The organism is Amycolatopsis sp. cmx-4-54 (genome assembly GCF_046548895.1).
Taxonomy (GTDB): domain Bacteria; phylum Actinomycetota; class Actinomycetes; order Mycobacteriales; family Pseudonocardiaceae; genus Amycolatopsis.
On the sequence record NZ_JAEBEJ010000018.1, the window covers coordinates 104386 to 120160 of the forward strand.

Genomic DNA, 15775 nt, shown 5'->3' on the forward strand with positions numbered 1-15775 from the left:
GGGCCGGGAACACTCACCACCGGCCGCGGAAGCGTACTTCCAGTTCCGGCTTCAAGCCGAGTTCTTCACCGGTGACCGGCCGCGTGACGGTGACGAGAATGTTGTAGTGGTTGGGAAAATGACAGCCGTCGAAGCCGAGCACGGTGCCGACGAGTTCGCCGCCGACCCACAGCTCGTCGCCCCGGTCGATCACGCCCGCCCGGTCTATTTCGGCGAAGCCGAGGAAACCGACGCGGTCGATCGGCGCGCCGGGCCTCGTGTCCTCGTGACTGGTCGTGACGAGTTCGTGGATCTCCCCGGCGCGAACACATCGGCTGGCGAAGGGCTCCAAGCTCATTCCCCGATCGTCACGGTGATGCACCAGCACCTTCACCACCGTGCCGGTGATCTCCCGTTTCGGCCCGTCCTCGCGCATCGTTCTCCCTCCGGTAGCACTCGTCCACTATGGACAGATTGGTGAGCCCGCTGTCGCGCCAGGCACCGCCTTTGCGCACGGCTTCCTCGAATTCCCGCAGCAATCCGTCGTACTCGTGCCAGAGTGATTCCTTGAACTCGGGGAATCCGGCGAGCATGTCGGCGCGCAGGACGGCGCCGTCGCTCAGGGTGACTTCGATGTCCTTCACCTCTCCGGGGAACGACCAGTCGAGTTCCACGACCGCGTTCTCGAGGACGAGTGTCGCCTGTCTGTCGACGCCCCGAGCGTCGCGCGAGATCCGCACACTCCGCAGCGCCACCGAGCCGAGGAACAGCTGGACGAGGTCGAGCGCGTTCGGTCCGTTGTCCGCCACGCAACCGCCACCGCAGCGCGCGGTGTCGAGATACCAGCGATCACCGCCGACGTGTTCCTCGATCCGCTCCAGATAGCGCACCGTGAGTGACGCGATCGGTGCCCGGCCCGCGAGCGCCTCGCGCAGCGCCCGCACGTTGGTGTTGTACCTGCGATGGAACGCGGTGAACAGGGCGACCTCCCGCCGCGCCGCTCTCGCCACGAGATCCTCGCCGTCGAGGAGCCCGGTGGCGAGTGGCTTCTCCACACACACCGGGAGGCCGGCGTCCAGCACGTCCCGGCAGACGGTCGCGTGGACGTCGTTGGGCGCGGTCACGATCACCGCGTCCAGCCCTCCGGCGGCGAGCATCTCGCGATGATCGCGGTAGCCGGGCACACCGATTCCCGCGAGTGCCGCCGGGTCGAGATCGCAGACCGCGGTGAGCCCGAAGGCCGGGGACTGTTCCACCGCGGCGAGATAGAACCGCGAGATGACACCGAGTCCCACGACACCGACCCGGATCATCCGGCCGCCCTTTCCCGCACCGCGTGCAGTTCCCGGTAGACGTCGTCGGGCACCGGCACCCCGTGCGCGCGGAACCGGGCCGCGCGTTCGCCCTCGTGCCAGCCGGGATAGACGACCGGGACGGCGGCGTCACGGGCGGGCCAGCCGCGCACGGCGGCGAAGAGCGCGGTCGCGTCGGCGGCGAATCCGCCACGCAGGAGTTCCGGTGCGATCGCCAGCGTCAGCACGCCGATGTCGTCGTCTCGGTTCTCGTCGGCGGCCAGCGCGCCGAGCGCGGCGCCGGGCACCAGCGCGCCGAGCACTTCGACGAGCAGACCCAGCCCGAATCCCTTGTAGGCGCCCGTTTCGGGGTCGCCGCCCAGCCACAGCAGGTGGGCGTCCCCTCGGTCGAACGCGGCGGCGTCGGTCACCGGTGCGCCGTCGTCGGTGGCGAGCCATCCCGGCGGGATCGCCCGGCCTTCCCTGGCCGCGGCCCGCACGCGCCCGGTCGGCACGACGGTGGTGCTCATGTCGAGGACGAACGGATGTGCGTCACCGGCGGGACAGGCCAGCGCGAGCGGGTTCGTGCCGAGCATCGTCGCCGTGCCGCCCGGGGGCGGGGCGATGCGCTGCCCGCCGCAGTTCGACACGACGAGGCCGATCATGCCGTGGGCGACGGCGCGCGCGGCGTGGTGCCCGGCACAACCGATATGCGTGGCGCCCCGCAGGGACACCATGCCGATGCCGTGCCGCGAAGCCCTGGCGCACGCCAGTTCCATGGCCTGCGACGCCGACCACAACCCCAGCGTGCGACGGGCGTCGGCGAGGACGCACGCGCCGAGATCGGTTTGGATCACCATGTCCGCCGCCGGGTCCGCGCGTTTGTCGTCGAGCAGTGGCAGGTACAGCCGGGTCAGGTTGACCAGTCCGTGCGAGGTCACCCCGGTCAGGTCACCGTGGCACAACGCGGTGGCGGCGATCGCCGCCCGGTCCTCGGGAACGCCGCGGTCCACGAAGATCCTGGTGACCAGGGAGAGAAGCTCGGGGTAGGGCATCAGCACGGTCATGCTCCTTCGTTCCGGCTGAACCGCACGACGATCTCGCGGACGAGATCACTGAATCCGTCGAGTTCTTCGATGCCGGCGTACTCCCCGGCGGAGTGCGCGTTGTTGACACCCAGGGAACCTGGACCGAGGACGGCCGTGCGGGTGCCGGGGACGTCGGCGAGCCAGAGGGCATCGCAGGTGAAACCGGGTTCGTCGTCGGGCCAGCGGGGGACCAGCCCGTCCAGCAGCGGGATGTCCTGCGCGGTCAGGGCGGGCAGGTCACGTTTCAGCCACCGCACTTCGGTGATCGACGCGGCGTCGGCCGCGGTACGGGCGAAGGCGGGGGTCTCACCGAACCGGGTGACGAACGCGGCGATACCCGACCGCAGGCCGTCCTCCAGCGCCGAGGCCATCTTCGACGCCGCTTCCCGGCTGTCGTAGGGAATGTTGAGCAGAAGTTCTCCGCTGCCGTACACCCTGTTGTGCAGGCGGCCGGTGTGCAGCCCAGCCACGCAGACCCGGCCATGGTCCGCCAGGTCGAGCGCGAGGTGCTGGGCGAGGAAGCCGAGCAGGACGGTGGCGTTGTGCCCTCGATGCGGTTCGTCGTCGATCGCGTCGTCCCCGCGCACCCGCACACACGCGGTCATCGACGCCGAGCAGCGGGGCAGGTAGCGCAGGCCGGTCGGTTCGCAGAAGATGTTGAGCTCGCCGTGGAAACCGGCCTCCACGAGCGGCCGCGTGCCGAACGTGCCCATCGCGCCGCCTTCCTCACCGGAGACGGCCTGGATGAGCACACCGGCGTCCCTGCCCACCGCCGGATCCACCGCGACGGCGGCCCGGAGCCCGGCCAGCAGCGCCACCGCGGGCCCCTTGGCGTCGATCGCGCCCCGGCCGGTGAACCTGGCCCCGTCGAAACCCGCCGGTTCGAACGGCGCCACCGTGTCGAGATGGACGTTGAACATCACGGCCGGGGTGGCCGGGCCGAGCCGGAGCACCAGGCTCGGCTGACAAGCGAGGAAGTCCGGTCCGGCATCGCGGACCGCGGCCGGAACACCGGGCCGGTTCAGCACCGAAGGGTCCGGGCTGCCGAGGTACAGCGTCTCGAAACCGATCCCGGCCGCCGCGTCGGCGTAGGCACGCATCGCGTCCCAGAGGCGGACTTCGCCGGTCGTTTCGAGCGGGCCCGCCGTCGGCAGGTCGAGCAGCCGTATCAGCAGCTCCCGGTCCTGGCGGATCACCGGATCAGCCCGGCCATCGCCCGGCCCGCGGCGACGAACGTGGCCGCCGCGTCCCCGGCGAGCGCACCCGGCTCGTGTGGTTTGCCCGCGAGATGCGGTTCCAGCGACCAGGCACCGCTGTATCCGTTGCTCTGTAATAACTTCACGCAGTCGGCCACCCGTGCGGACCCCTCGCCGGGGAGGGTGAAGCCGCGCTCGTCCGCGTCCTTGACGTGCACGTGCTCGACGTGACGGACGATGTCGGCGAGCAGGTCGAATCCGTCGTAGCCGTGGGCCACGCCGTTCCCGGTGTCGAACAACAGCTTCAGTGCCGGGTTCGCGACCTTGTGCAGCAGTTCGAGCATCCGCTCGGCGCTCGTGCCCGCCCAGCCCGAACAGTTCTCGTGCAGCAGCGTCACGCCGTGTCGTTCGGCGTGTCGGGCGAGAACGGTGATCCTCGCGATGACCCGGCGATGCCACTCGTGCTCACTCAGGCCGTCGTTGGGATACGACATGATCCGGACGTAGCGGGTGCCGATCGACCGCGCTCGCGCGGCGAGGACGGCCAGCTCCGTGAGGTCGTGCCGGAAGTCGGTGGTGATCGGCCTGCCCCATCCGCCGATCCGGGACGCCAGGCAGACCACGCCGATCGCCTTGTCCGCCAGCGTCGTCGCGACCTCGCCGAACCGCTCGTCGGTGAGGTCGGCGACGGGGATCCGGTCGATGGTGCGCAGCTCGATCGTGCGCCAGCCCAGGGCGTCGAGCGCCGCGATCTGGCCGCCGAGGTCGTCGGCCGCCTCGTCGGTGATACCCGCCTGCACCGGGTCATTCGGCATGGGCCGCCACCGCGTCGGGCTCGGGGCGGGAGACCGGTTCCGCGCAGATGTTCTTGGCCACCGACAGCAGTTGGACGACCTCGGTGGCGAAGGTGAATCCCTGTGTCTGTTCCCCGTGCACCTGGAACTTCCGGTAGGCCTCGAACATCCACTCGGTCATCGCGTCGTCGCGCAGCACGACATGCTCCGACCGGCCGTTCGACCGCAGGGTCAGCTGCGAATGGTGGTCGTCGCCGCTCACCGCGAAATGCCCGACCGCGGTGCCCGTTTCGAATTCGACGGTGACCCGCCGTTCCCGTACCGGTGAGGTGAGGTCCGAACGGATCTCCGTGTGGATTCCCGAATTGTGCCGGAGCCCGACCCTGGCTCCGCCCATCCGGGGGCCGACGTTCCCCTCGACCTCGAGATCGGTCCCGGACGCGTGGGTGACCCGTGCGGCGCCCGCGAGCCGCAGCGCGAGCGCGACTCCGTGCGGCAGCTCGACGTCGAAGGCGGTCGGGTGCCCCGGCATCACGAGCGAGCGGCGGAATCGCGGTTTGTTCTGCACGATCTCGATGGACTGCGGAGCGCCGAACCGGCCGCTGCGGATGAGCCCGACCAACCGGGCGGTGAGCGTGCTGGCGAGCCAGGGTTCGACGACCTCGACGTGCAGTTTGTGCTTGCGGCGCAGGCGGATGATCCGGGCGAGGTCGTCGATGTCCGCGGCGAGCGGCTTCTCCACGATCACCTTGCGGAAGCCCAGCGTGGCCAGTTCGGAGAGCACGGCGAGGCGTTCGGTCGGCGGTGTGCAGACGTGCACGACGGTCTCGGCGGGGTCGAGCCCGGCGGCCGCGGCTTCGATGGTCGGCGCGACCGCGAGCCCCGTCCGCGAGGCGACGTTCGGTCGCGGTTCGCACGCGCTGACGGGAGCGTCGTCGAAGAGCCGGGGTGTCCGGGTACGGAGTTTGGCCAAGACCGGCAGATGCAGACCCGCGCCCGCTCGGCCGAGTCCCACAATGAGTGAACGCACTGGTGAGCCTGCTCCTCAGAGTTTCCCATTCGGAATCCATCGCAAAACTGACATCCGTGATGATCAAGTGTCAATACTTGCCGCTTGAGTTGACCAGGAAGTGCGAACGTGGCCGAGAGCCCGGTTTTCCTGACATACGCTCGGGAACGAGTCTCGACGCCACCGGAGGTGGGTACGCTGTCGGTGTCATTTTTCAACCAATCGAGCACATTCGAGCGAACGTGGCCGAGTGCAAGACGACATATTCTCGACGTGTTCGAAAATGGCAAATATTCGCACGGTCGCAAGGTGGCGGAGCTGGAAGCCGCGCTGGCGGCTTACACCGGCGCGAAGTTCGTCATCGGGGTCAACAGCGGAACGGACGCGTTGGTCCTGCTGCTGCGGGCGGCGGGCCTGCGGCCGGAAGACGAAGTGGTCGTCCCTGCCTTCTCCTTCGGGGCGTCGGCGACGTCGGTCGTGCTCGCGGGCGGGCGTCCGGTCTTCGCCGACATCGCCCCGGACGGGTACGGCATCGACCCCGCGGCGGTGGCGGACGCGGCGGGGGAGCGCACCCGGTTCGTCATGCCGACGCATCTGTTCTCGCGGCTCGCGGACATCGACGGCGTCCTCGAAGTGGCCCGGCGGCTCGGGCTCACCGTGGTGGAGGACAGCGCGGAGGCCATCGGCATGCGCCTTCGTGGCAAGCACGCGGGGCTTTTCGGCGCGGGCGGGGTGCTGTCGTTCTTCCCGACGAAGACGCTGGGTGCGATCGGTGACGCGGGCGCGGTCCTCACCGACGACCGGCGGATCGCCGAGACGGTCGACGCGCTCCGCCACCACGGCCGGTTCGGTGGCACGATCGCCGACTTCCCCGCCATCTCGACGGCGACCGGTCTGCCCGGCGTGAACAGCAAGATGGACGACATCCAGGCCGCCGTCCTCCTCGCGAAGCTCACCAGGCTGGACCTCGACATCGCCCGTCGCGCGGAACTGGCCGCCCGGTACACGGCGACGCTCGCGGACGTCGCGGGGGTGCGCAAGCTGCCGTCGGCGCGGCCGGACAGCGTGTTCTACGTCTACGTGGTGGAGGTCGACTCGCGCGACGACTTGGCGGCGCATCTGTCGGCGGACGGTGTGCAGACCGAGGTCTACTACCCGGCGCCGCTGCCTCTGCAACCCTGCTTCGCCGGGCTCGGCCATCGGAAGGGCGAGTTCCCGAACGCCGAGGACGCCTGCCGTCACACCCTCGCGCTCCCGCTGTATCCGGACATGTCCACCGGGGACTGCGACCGCGTCTGCGACTCGATCCGCGCGTTCTACCGCGGGCGGCGTGGATGACGCTGCCGTTCTTCCCGTCCGATCTCTTCGACGAAGACCGTGCCGAACTGCTGGACATCGTCCGCCGTATCGGCCTCGCACCGGAGCAGAAATTCATCCTCGGCGACCACACGGCCCGTTTCGAAGCGGCGATCCGTGACTCGGTCGGCGCGGCGGCCGCGATCGCTTGCGGGAGCGGAACTTCGGCGCTGACATTGGTGCTGCGCGCGATGGACGTCGGCGCGGGGGACGAGGTGATCGTGCCGGCGTTCGGCTGCGCGCCGCTCGCGGCCGCGCCCGCCTTGCTCGGCGCGAGGCCGGTGTTCGCCGACATCGATCCGTGGTCCATGGTCGTCGATCCCGAAGCGGTCGCCCGGCTGGTCACTTCGCGGACCAAGGTGATCATGCCGGCGCATATGTTCTCGATGATGGCGGACATGCCCGCCTTGCGCCGGATCGCGACCGAGGCGGGCGCGCGGCTGCTGGAGGATTCCGCGGTCGCGCAAGGAGGAAGCCTCGCGGGTATGCCCGCCGGGCGCTGGGGCGACGCGGGCGTGTACTCGTTCGTCCAGGTGAAGACGTTCGGTATGCCGGGCGAGGGCGGCATGGTCGTGACCGACGATCCGGAACTCGCCTCGGCGGTGCGGATGCTGCGCAATCACGGCCAGGACGGCGAGAACCGGTTCCTGTACCACCGTGTCGGCTACAACAGCCGGTTCGACGAGATCATGGCCGCGTTCCAGCTGCACCGGTTCCCAGGCCTTCCCGGACGGCTCGCGCGACGCGCACAAATCGGCGAGTACTACACCGAGCGCTTCGCCGACCTGGCGGGCTGTGGCGTGCTGGCACCGCCCCCGGCGAAGGACGGACGGTGCTACTACGTCTATTCGCTGCTCGCCGAGCGCAGGGACGAACTTCGCGCGCATTTGGCGGCCCGGGGGATCGGCTCGCACGTCTACTACCCGGCCCCGCTGCCACGGCAACCCGCGTTCGCGCCCTACACCCGGCCGGAGGACACCTGGCCGTCGGCGGACCTCGCCGCGCGGCGCACGCTGGCCATCCCCATCTACCCCCATCTGTCGGACGAGCAGGTGGAACGCATCGCGGACGCGGTGTGCGAGTTCGCGAAGGAGTCGTGATGCGGCAGATCACCCGGACGCCCGCCCCGAGCGAGGTCGCCGAGGAGTGGCACAGGCGTGCCGAGCGCGCCGGGCTGTCCCGCGTCATGCGCGCCTCCCAGCCCGCCGAACTGGCGGCCGAGACGACCGCTCGCACCATCCGGCTCGTCACCGATCTCCTGCGTTCCCTGGGCGACGTCGGTGCCGCGCTGGAGATCGGCTGCGGGATGGGCAGGCTCACCCCGGCGATCGCGGCGCGGGCCCGCGCGGTGACGGCGATCGACATGACCCCGCGCATGCTCGCGCTGGCGAGGGGGAACTGCGCCCATCTGTCCACTGTGGAATTCCTCCGCTCGACGGTCCAGCGGTTGCCATGGCAGGACAAGCGGTTCGACGTCGCCGTCTGCGTATGGGTGCTGATGCACGTACTCGACGACGACGAGATCGCCGAAGCGTGCCGGGCGATCGCCGGGGCGGCCCGGCATCTCGTGCTCGTGGAGTACGAGGAGGCCGATATCCCCGTCGGCCGGTTTTCGCGGTTGCGGACCGTGGAGGAGTACTTGGCCCTCCTCCCCGGTGCGCGGCTGCTCGAACGACGCGACCTGCATTACGGCGGTGACCGGTCCTTCGCCGCGTTGATCGCGTTGGACGGGCGATGACCGCGACACTGGCCGCCACGCGCGGCAAAGCGTACTTCCGGCTCGCGAAACTCGACATCGTCGACTACTACCTCGGCGTGGTGGTGGTGTGGACGCTGCTCACCCCGGCGGCGAGATTCGACACCGGCGTCCTGACCTCCGTCGGCGTGTTCCTGCTCGGCGAGGTGTTCGTGATCGCGGCGATGGTCGCGCTCGACGATCTCACGGGATACCGGGACGGCAGCGACATCACGAACTACTCACCGGACGACCCCCAGCGCAAGCGGTACCGCAAACCGCTGGTGGCCGGCACCCTCGACGAGGGCCAGGTGCTGCGGTTCGCGTGGGCGACCGCCGTCGTCGGCGCCGCGCTCTGGCTGACGGCCATCGCGATCGCACCGCATCGTCCTTTGTGGACAATCTTGCTGATCGCGGTGACCTACTTCTTCTCGCTTCAGTATTCCTGGGGCGTGAAGCTCAGCTACCACGGCTTCCAGGAGTTCTTCATCGCGGCGCTCGGCTGGGCGCTCGTGCTGGCGCCGTACGGCCTCGCGTCCGGCGAATTCACCGGGTTCGCGCTCGCTCAGGCGTTGCTCTTCGGGCTGGGACCGCTGCTGTTCGGCGTGTACTCCAACACCAACGACGTCGACGGTGACCGGCGGGTCGGCAGGCCGACGGTCGCGGCACTGACCACTCCGCGAGGCAACATGTACTTCGTGGTCGCCGTGTCGGCGGCGGAGTTCGCCCTGATCTTCGCCGTGCCCGCGCTCGGTGGCCCGTGGTGGTTCCCCCTCGCGTTGCTCCCGACCCTGGTGGCGCGGATCCGGCAGCTCTGGCTCGGGTTCGCGCTGGGCGACATCATGCGGGCCCGGATGCTCGGCATCCGCATCCACCGGATCACCGTGCTGAGCCTGGTCGTGGTGAACCTGGTGGTGATCGCGTGACCGATGTCGAGGTGGCGGTGGTCGGCGCCGGCGTCGCCGGGCTCACCACCGCGTACCGGCTGGGCAAGTCCGGTCGGGAAGTACGGGTGTTCGAAGCGGCCGACGTCGTCGGCGGCCGGATGACGACGCTGCGCGAGGACGGCTTCCTGATCGACACCTGCGCCGAGCAGCTGGCCGAGCAGGGCTATCGCGAGACCTGGCGGCTGCTGGCGGAGCTGGGCATCGACGCCGCCGACGCTCCCCGGATCGGCCGTGGCATCGCGATGTGGCGAGGCAGGCCCAGGTCCGGCGTCGCGGAAACCAGGGGGCTGCTCACCGGAGCGGGATTGTCCGTCCGGGCCAGGCTGGCCGGGATGCGGGCGATGCGGGGCGAGTTCGACATCGAACGGCCGGAGGTCTCCCGGCTGGGCGGGCGCACCGTCGCCGAGTTCGCCGCGCCTCACCACCGGGATCTGCTGGACTACCTGTTGCAGCCGGTCGTCTCCGGGTTCTTCGGCTGGGATCCGGCGCGTTCGGCGGCCGCGCCCCTGCTCGCCCTGCTCACGTCGGTCGGACCGCCGCCGACGTGGCGGGCGTACCGCGACGGCATGGACACCTTCGCCCGCGCCCTCGCCGGGAAGGTCGACGTCAGCACCGGCTTCCGTGTCGATCAGATCGTCGACGACGGTTCCACGGCGCGGATCATCAGCGGTACGCGTGAAATCAGCGCGAAGGCCGTGGTGCTGGCCGTGCCCGCCCCCGTCGCGGCCGAGCTGCATCCGCGACACGGATCCGCCTTCCTCGCCGCTTGCTCGTTCACGCCGGTGGTCAAGGCGCATCTGCTGCTCGAACGTCCGCTCGGCGGTCCCGACTACGCCTTGATCGTGCCGACGGCGGAGAACGGCACGGTGGCCACGATCATCTTCGACCATCTGAAACATCCCGGCCGTGCGCCCGCGGGCCGCGGCCTGGTCACGGTCATGGCCCATCCGGACGCGGTGCCGGAACTGCTGACCGCGGCCGACGAGGACGTGGTGGTCCGCTTGACCGACGCGGCCGAGCGGCTCGTTCCCGGCCTGCGGGCGGCGACCCGCCGCGCCATCGTCCGGCGGGTGCGGCACGCGGCACCCGAGGCGACGCCCGGCGCGCTCGCCTTGCGTGCTTCCTTCGAGGCCGGTCTCGGACGGGGCGTCGTCGACTACGCGGGCGACTGGGTGTTCCTGAGCCCGTGCAGCGAAGCGGCCGTCCGCTCCGGCATCCGGGCCGCGCGGCGCTTGACCGATCGGATCGCGTGTCCCGTCAAGGAGGAAAGTGCCGGATGAAACCGCACGACATGGGCACGTTGTTCGACGAATGCGTCCACACGCGGACGAAGGTGCGCCTCGACCGTCCCTTCGACATCGCGCCCGAGCGCGGAACCGTCTACCCGGTCGCCGGGCTGGCCGAGCTGGTGCGGGACGCGGCGGGATGGCTCTCCGAAGCCGGTGTGCGCCCGGGGGACCGGGTCGCCATCGTCAAGCGGAACCACTGGGACTACGACCTGCTGGCGTGTGCCGCGGTGCGGATCGGGGCGGTCGCGGCGAAGCTGTCCGGTCATCTTCCGGACGACACGCTGGAAATCCTGCTGAAACGACTGGACGCCGCGGTCGTGGTCACGGATCGGCCGTCCCCGCGCGGAGACCGGGTCCTGCCCATCGAAGGTTTCGCCGCCGCCCCATCGCCGGAGCCGTACCGAAGGCACGCCGACGAACCGCTGCTCATCTGTCATACGTCGGGGACGACCGGGACACCGAAACTGGTGGTCCACACGACGCGGACGATCATCGACCGGCTGGCTCGTCCGGAGGCGATCCGCTGGCCCGTCCTCGGCGTCCGGCGTGACGACGTGCTGGGCAACGCCAGCGCCTACGCGCATGGCCGGACCTTTTGCTGGACGGCGTCGGCGCTGTGTCTCGCGCCACGGGAGATCGTGGTCCTGAGCGAGCCGGCTTCGGCGGAGCGGATGTTCGGACGGCATCGGCCCACCGTCATCGAGGCCCTTCCGTCGACTTTCGTGCGCTGGCGGCCACTCGCGCACTCACCGGAGAACCCGTTCCGCCGGGTCCGGAGGTTCGTCAGCACCTACGACGCCGTGCACCCGCCGGTGATCAGGACCATGCTGGCCGCCTCCGGCCGCGAACGTCCACTGTGGATGGAAGGCTGGGGCCAATCGGAGACCGGTCCTCTCTCGTTCCGGTTCTTCACCAGGCGATCCGTGCGGGCGACGCGGGACATCGGCAGGCCGCTGCCCGGCCTCGCGAGGCTGCGCGTCGTCGACCCGGAGACCGCCGAACCGGTCCCGCGGGGCACTCCGGGACTCCTCATGGCACGCACTCGTGCTCGTTGTGTGGCGTACGTGGGCGAACAGGATCGCTGGGAGGACAAGGCACACGGCCGGTGGTGGAACACCGGCGATCTCGGCGTGGTGAGCCGGACCGGCGCGGTGACGTTGCTGGACCGGGAGGTCGACAGCGTCCCCGGGCTGAGCTGTCTCTCGGTGGAGGACGCGATCGAGGACCGTCTTCCCGCCATCGCCGAATGCGTCGTGCTTTCCGCGGCGGGGCGGGCGCCGATCCCGGTCGTCGTGACCGACACCGGACTCGATCCGGCGCGGTGGCGGGCCGCGGTGGCCGATCTGCCGCCGATGGGGGAGCCGGTGACGCTCCGGTGGGACGACGTACCACGCACCGGCACCGGGAAGGTGCGGCGGCTGGAACTGCTGGAGCGGCTGACCGGGACGGCCGCCACGAACGGATCGGGAAGGTGGACGTGACCACGGCCTACGTGTTCGACAATCACAGTGACCACGCGACCGAGCAGCATCGGTGCCTCTCCGAGGCGTACGACCCGGCCACCTTCGCGCGGCTGGAGCAGACCGGCGTGCGAGAGGGCTGGTCCTGCCTCGAAGTCGGCGCGGGCGGCAGCGGGGTCGCGCGGTGGCTCGCCGCCAGAGTGGCGCCGACCGGGTCGGTGCTGGCGACCGACATCAAACCCTGCCACATCGGAACGGGGCCTGGACTGACCGTCCTCCGGCACGACGTCGTCCACGATCCGTTGCCGGGTGGCGGGTTCGACCTCGTGCACGCCCGGCTGGTGCTGCAGCATTTGCCGGAGCGGGAAGCCGTCGTCCCCAAGTTGGCTCAGTCGGTGAAGCCGGGTGGCTGGATGCAGATCGACGAGTTCGACATCTCCTACGGTCCGGTGCTGCTCGCGCCCGGCGCCCGTGCGGCGAGGATCTACGAGAAGTTCCTGGCGGCCAAGGAAAAGACGTTCAAGGCGGCGGGCGGGGACGGTACCTGGGGCCGTCGGGTCGCCGCCTCGATGGCCGCCGCGGGTCTGGTCGAGATCGACCCGGTGCCCCTGATCTTCCCGTGGCGGGCGGGCTCGCCCGGCCTGCGGCTGTTGATCCACCACACCCATCACCTGCGGGATCGGCTGATCGCCGCGGGGATGACCGACGGCGAACTCGCCGAGGTGCGTTCGGTCATGGCGGATCCGGGATTCCGGGCCTCGTCGTGCGTGCTGTACTCGGTGCACGGGAGGCGCCCCGCATGATCATCGAGGTGGACGCCGTGACCGTCGCGGGTCCGGTCGGCCTGCCGCTGGCCGGTGAGCTCGACGTGCAGGCCGCCTGCGGGATCATGCACGTCCACGGGCGGCGATTCGGCGAACCGACCCCGCTCGGACTCGACTACGCGTCCATCCTCGCGGCCGAACTCGCCGAGCTGGGCATCGTCGCGCTCGGCCTCGCTCGTGACCGCGGGATCCCGCTGCGGGGTGTGTCCACTTCGCTGGCGCAGGCGGCTTTGCTGGCGATCTCCCAGTATCTGGCGGCGGCGACGGCCGAAGACGACCAGATCGAGGACTTCCGCCCCGGCGGACCGCCGTTCCGCTCGTCCGACGGTGTCGCCTATGAGATCGAGTCGCTCGATCCGGCGGTGTGGCAACGGTTCTGGCGGGCTCTCGAGGTCGACGAGAGGGTGATCTCGAGCGGCTGGCGGCCGTTCCTGCACCGGTTCGCGACCGCGACCTGCCCGTTGCCGCCGCCGCTGCCGAAAGCTCTTGCCGCACAGCCGATCGAGGCGGTGGAGCGGGCCGCGATCCGGACGGGAATGACGCTGGTGAGGGTGGCGGATCGGGTGATCGACGGGCTTCCCGCGTTCGTCGTGAGCGGTCTGGGGCGCGGACACCGCCCGGTCCGGCCTGCCGTACCGCTTCCGTTGTCCGGCTTGGTGGTGCTCGAGTCGTGCCGCCGGGTGCAGGGCCCGCTCGCCGGTCACCTGCTGCGGCTGCTCGGTGCCACGGTGCTACGGATCGAGCCGCCGGGCGGCGATCCGCTGCGATGGGTCCCGCCGATCGCCGGCGACGCGTCGGCCAGGTTCCGTGCGCTCAACGACGGCAAGGAGGTCATCGAGATCGACCTGGGCACCCGGAACGGCAGGAGCCATTTGCTCGACCTCGCCGTCGGCGCCGACGTCTTCCTGCACAACTGGGCGCCGGGAAAGGCCGCGCGGTGGTCGTTGAGCGCACTCGATCTGGCGCGTGCCCGGCCGGGGATCCTGTACGCGCACGCGTCGGGATGGGGCGCCGAGCTGGGGCCGGAACCGCCGGTGGGCACGGATTTCGTCGTGCAGGCCCACGCGGGGGTTCCGCCGTCGCTGATGACGATCGTCGACGTGTTCGGCGGTGTCGTCTGCGCGCACGGGATCGTGACGGCCTTGGCCCGCGGCGCCACCCGGGCCGACTCGTCGCTCCTGTCCGCGGCGAGCAAGCTCAACGCGGGCGCCCGGCGGCGCTGTGACCGCCCGCTGACCGTGCCGGTGTGCGACGACCTCGCCGCGCTCGCCGCGGATCCCCGGTTTTCCCGCGCGCTGATCCAGGATGACTGCGCACTCGTCGCGTCGCCGTGGAAGTTCACGTCATGACCTGGGTGTCCGAGACCGGGGTGGTGCTGCGCGACCTCGTGCCCGCCGACCTCCGCCGCGAATGGGTCCGATGTGGACATTGCCCGGACCGGGACCTGTATTCGCTTTTCGGCGACCGGGTGCGCCTGCACCCACTTCGCACGGCGGTGATCGACGACGAGGGATCCCTCGACTACGCGCGTTTGGACGCCGCGGTACGGGAGCTGGCCGCGCGCTTGGCGGCCGCCGGATGCGGCTCGGCCGACATCGTCGGGGTGCGGGAACCGGCCGGACGGGCCGCGGTGGTCGCGGAACTGGCCGTGTTCGCGATCGGTGCCGTGGTACTGCCGTTGCCGCCGGGCTCGGACGACCTCCTCGACCGCGCTCGGGTGCGGTTCGCCGTCGAGAACGGGCGGGTGGTGGGCGAACCTCGCCGCGCGGCCCGTGTCGTACGCCCGCATCCGGAGGCCCCGGCTCGGATCCTGGTGTCGTCGGGCTCGGAATCGGCGCCGAAGATGATCGCCTACTCGCACAACGCCTTCGCCGGCGGGCGGGCGAACTACGTCCGTGCCGTCCACGGCGGGACGGTGGTTCCCCGCGACCTCGTCCTGGTCTCACCGACGTCGGGATTCGGGTCGTTCGGGGTGCCGGTGACGTTGTGCCGCCTCGGTGGCACGCTGATCTTGACGCGCCGGTTCGAGGCGGGCGCGGCGCTGCGGCTGATCACCGAGCACCGCCCGTCCCACGTGTTCGCCGTACCCGCGATGTGGCGGCGCATGGCCGACCATCCCACGACGGTGGACACCGCCGGGCTCGCGGCCATCGTGTCGAGCGGCGACACGCTGCCCTTTTCGACGCTGGCCGCGTGCCGGGAGCGGTTCGGCGTCGGGATGATCGACGTCTACGGTTCTTCCGACGGCGTCAACTGCCATACGACCGAACCGGAGAACGGTGCCGGCGTACCGGATCCCGCGGTGTGCGAGATCCGGATCGCGGACAGGGAAATCCACGCACGAGGCCCGATGACACCGCTGTGCCACGTCGCCGCGCCGGAGCTGGACGCCGAATACCGGCCCGACGGTGGCTGGGTGCGGACCGGCGACAACGGCCGTTTCGACGAGCGCGGCAGGCTCCACGTCACCGGCCGGAGCAAACGCGTGGTGATCCGCGGCGGGTACACGATCAGCCCGGCGGAGGTGGAGCGCACGCTCGGCGAGCATCCCGCGATCAGGGAGGTCGCCTGTGTCGCGGTGCCGGACACCGAGCTGGGAGAACGGCTCTGTGCCTGCGTGGCGGCCAGGAACGGCCACTCGCCGAGCCTGCCCGAACTCACGGCGTTCCTCACCGGCCGGGGCCTCGCCGTGCGCAAGCTGCCGGAGTTCCTGGTCGCCCTTCCCGAGCTTCCGCTGGGCCGCACCGGGAAAACCTGCCACCGGACGCTGGCCGCTCTCGCGGCCGGCTTGTACCGGAGTACGTGA

15 protein-coding genes are annotated in these 15775 nt (G+C 70.5%); 9 read left to right on the forward strand and 6 right to left on the reverse strand.

Translation table 11 applies throughout. The features are described 5' to 3' along the window. Positions 1–13: 13 nt before the first annotated feature. Genes ACLJQ7_RS39430 through ACLJQ7_RS39455 form a run of 6 tightly spaced genes read right to left on the reverse strand, consistent with a single transcriptional unit; the run spans position 14 to position 5379 of the window. Positions 14–415 (reverse strand): DUF6917 domain-containing protein, encoded by a 402-nt coding sequence (locus ACLJQ7_RS39430; protein ID WP_410653294.1) that lies wholly within the window; start codon positions 413–415, stop codon positions 14–16. Beyond that, complete coding sequence (locus tag ACLJQ7_RS39435) at positions 348–1292, reverse strand: Gfo/Idh/MocA family protein (protein ID WP_410653295.1); 945 nt, start codon at positions 1290–1292, stop codon at positions 348–350. The genes ACLJQ7_RS39430 and ACLJQ7_RS39435 overlap by 68 nt, the downstream gene beginning before the upstream one ends. Then, positions 1289–2338, reverse strand: coding sequence for an Ldh family oxidoreductase (locus tag ACLJQ7_RS39440; protein WP_410653296.1), 1050 nt, complete (start codon positions 2336–2338; stop codon positions 1289–1291). The genes ACLJQ7_RS39435 and ACLJQ7_RS39440 overlap by 4 nt, the downstream gene beginning before the upstream one ends. Then, positions 2335–3555, reverse strand: coding sequence for a M20/M25/M40 family metallo-hydrolase (locus tag ACLJQ7_RS39445; protein WP_410653297.1), 1221 nt, complete (start codon positions 3553–3555; stop codon positions 2335–2337). Before ACLJQ7_RS39445 ends, ACLJQ7_RS39440 begins: the two co-directional genes overlap by 4 nt. After that, on the reverse strand, positions 3552–4370 hold the full coding sequence (locus ACLJQ7_RS39450; RefSeq protein ID WP_410653298.1) for a sugar phosphate isomerase/epimerase family protein: 819 nt from the start codon (positions 4368–4370) through the stop codon (positions 3552–3554). Before ACLJQ7_RS39450 ends, ACLJQ7_RS39445 begins: the two co-directional genes overlap by 4 nt. Then, on the reverse strand, positions 4360–5379 hold the full coding sequence (locus ACLJQ7_RS39455) for a Gfo/Idh/MocA family oxidoreductase (RefSeq protein WP_410653299.1): 1020 nt from the start codon (positions 5377–5379) through the stop codon (positions 4360–4362). Before ACLJQ7_RS39455 ends, ACLJQ7_RS39450 begins: the two co-directional genes overlap by 11 nt. Positions 5380–5631: 252 nt before the next feature. On the opposite strand from ACLJQ7_RS39455, the gene ACLJQ7_RS39460 reads away from it, so the two are divergent. The 9 genes from ACLJQ7_RS39460 to ACLJQ7_RS39500 are packed head-to-tail and all read left to right on the forward strand — an operon-like array spanning position 5632 to position 15775. Next, positions 5632–6696, forward strand: a complete 1065-nt coding sequence (locus ACLJQ7_RS39460; RefSeq protein ID WP_410653300.1) for a DegT/DnrJ/EryC1/StrS family aminotransferase — start codon at positions 5632–5634, stop codon at positions 6694–6696. Beyond that, the gene (locus ACLJQ7_RS39465) at positions 6693–7814 is read left to right on the forward strand and encodes a DegT/DnrJ/EryC1/StrS family aminotransferase (protein WP_410653301.1); all 1122 of its coding nucleotides are present in this window, start codon (positions 6693–6695) and stop codon (positions 7812–7814) included. The genes ACLJQ7_RS39460 and ACLJQ7_RS39465 overlap by 4 nt, the downstream gene beginning before the upstream one ends. Beyond that, positions 7814–8452, forward strand: a complete 639-nt coding sequence (locus tag ACLJQ7_RS39470; protein ID WP_410653302.1) for a class I SAM-dependent methyltransferase — start codon at positions 7814–7816, stop codon at positions 8450–8452. The genes ACLJQ7_RS39465 and ACLJQ7_RS39470 overlap by 1 nt, the downstream gene beginning before the upstream one ends. Then, the gene (locus tag ACLJQ7_RS39475) at positions 8449–9375 is read left to right on the forward strand and encodes a UbiA family prenyltransferase (RefSeq protein ID WP_410653303.1); all 927 of its coding nucleotides are present in this window, start codon (positions 8449–8451) and stop codon (positions 9373–9375) included. The genes ACLJQ7_RS39470 and ACLJQ7_RS39475 overlap by 4 nt, the downstream gene beginning before the upstream one ends. Then, the gene (locus tag ACLJQ7_RS39480; protein WP_410653304.1) at positions 9372–10676 is read left to right on the forward strand and encodes a protoporphyrinogen/coproporphyrinogen oxidase; all 1305 of its coding nucleotides are present in this window, start codon (positions 9372–9374) and stop codon (positions 10674–10676) included. Before ACLJQ7_RS39475 ends, ACLJQ7_RS39480 begins: the two co-directional genes overlap by 4 nt. Continuing rightward, positions 10673–12166 carry a class I adenylate-forming enzyme family protein gene (locus ACLJQ7_RS39485; protein WP_410653305.1) on the forward strand — a complete coding sequence of 498 codons (1494 nt, stop codon included), beginning with the start codon at positions 10673–10675 and terminating at the stop codon, positions 12164–12166. Before ACLJQ7_RS39480 ends, ACLJQ7_RS39485 begins: the two co-directional genes overlap by 4 nt. After that, positions 12157–12948 carry a class I SAM-dependent methyltransferase gene (locus tag ACLJQ7_RS39490; protein ID WP_410653306.1) on the forward strand — a complete coding sequence of 264 codons (792 nt, stop codon included), beginning with the start codon at positions 12157–12159 and terminating at the stop codon, positions 12946–12948. The genes ACLJQ7_RS39485 and ACLJQ7_RS39490 overlap by 10 nt, the downstream gene beginning before the upstream one ends. After that, a complete protein-coding gene (locus tag ACLJQ7_RS39495) occupies positions 12945–14318 on the forward strand; it encodes a CoA transferase (protein WP_410653307.1) in 1374 nt (457 codons plus the stop codon). The genes ACLJQ7_RS39490 and ACLJQ7_RS39495 overlap by 4 nt, the downstream gene beginning before the upstream one ends. Beyond that, a complete protein-coding gene (locus tag ACLJQ7_RS39500) occupies positions 14315–15775 on the forward strand; it encodes a class I adenylate-forming enzyme family protein (protein WP_410653308.1) in 1461 nt (486 codons plus the stop codon). Before ACLJQ7_RS39495 ends, ACLJQ7_RS39500 begins: the two co-directional genes overlap by 4 nt.

What these genes read in the sequence shown, in the direction of transcription:
- ACLJQ7_RS39470 (WP_410653302.1), top strand. Translation starts at nt 7,814, where the DNA reads ATGCGGCAGATCACCCGGACGCCCGCCCCGAGCGAGGTCGCCGAGGAG.
- ACLJQ7_RS39495 (WP_410653307.1), top strand. Translation starts at nt 12,945, where the DNA reads ATGATCATCGAGGTGGACGCCGTGACCGTCGCGGGTCCGGTCGGCCTG.
- ACLJQ7_RS39475 (WP_410653303.1), top strand. Translation starts at nt 8,449, where the DNA reads ATGACCGCGACACTGGCCGCCACGCGCGGCAAAGCGTACTTCCGGCTC.
- ACLJQ7_RS39435 (WP_410653295.1), bottom strand. Translation starts at nt 1,292, where the DNA reads ATGATCCGGGTCGGTGTCGTGGGACTCGGTGTCATCTCGCGGTTCTAT.
- ACLJQ7_RS39465 (WP_410653301.1), top strand. Translation starts at nt 6,693, where the DNA reads ATGACGCTGCCGTTCTTCCCGTCCGATCTCTTCGACGAAGACCGTGCC.
- ACLJQ7_RS39430 (WP_410653294.1), bottom strand. Translation starts at nt 415, where the DNA reads ATGCGCGAGGACGGGCCGAAACGGGAGATCACCGGCACGGTGGTGAAG.
- ACLJQ7_RS39440 (WP_410653296.1), bottom strand. Translation starts at nt 2,338, where the DNA reads ATGACCGTGCTGATGCCCTACCCCGAGCTTCTCTCCCTGGTCACCAGG.
- ACLJQ7_RS39450 (WP_410653298.1), bottom strand. Translation starts at nt 4,370, where the DNA reads ATGCCGAATGACCCGGTGCAGGCGGGTATCACCGACGAGGCGGCCGAC.
- ACLJQ7_RS39500 (WP_410653308.1), top strand. Translation starts at nt 14,315, where the DNA reads ATGACCTGGGTGTCCGAGACCGGGGTGGTGCTGCGCGACCTCGTGCCC.
- ACLJQ7_RS39485 (WP_410653305.1), top strand. Translation starts at nt 10,673, where the DNA reads ATGAAACCGCACGACATGGGCACGTTGTTCGACGAATGCGTCCACACG.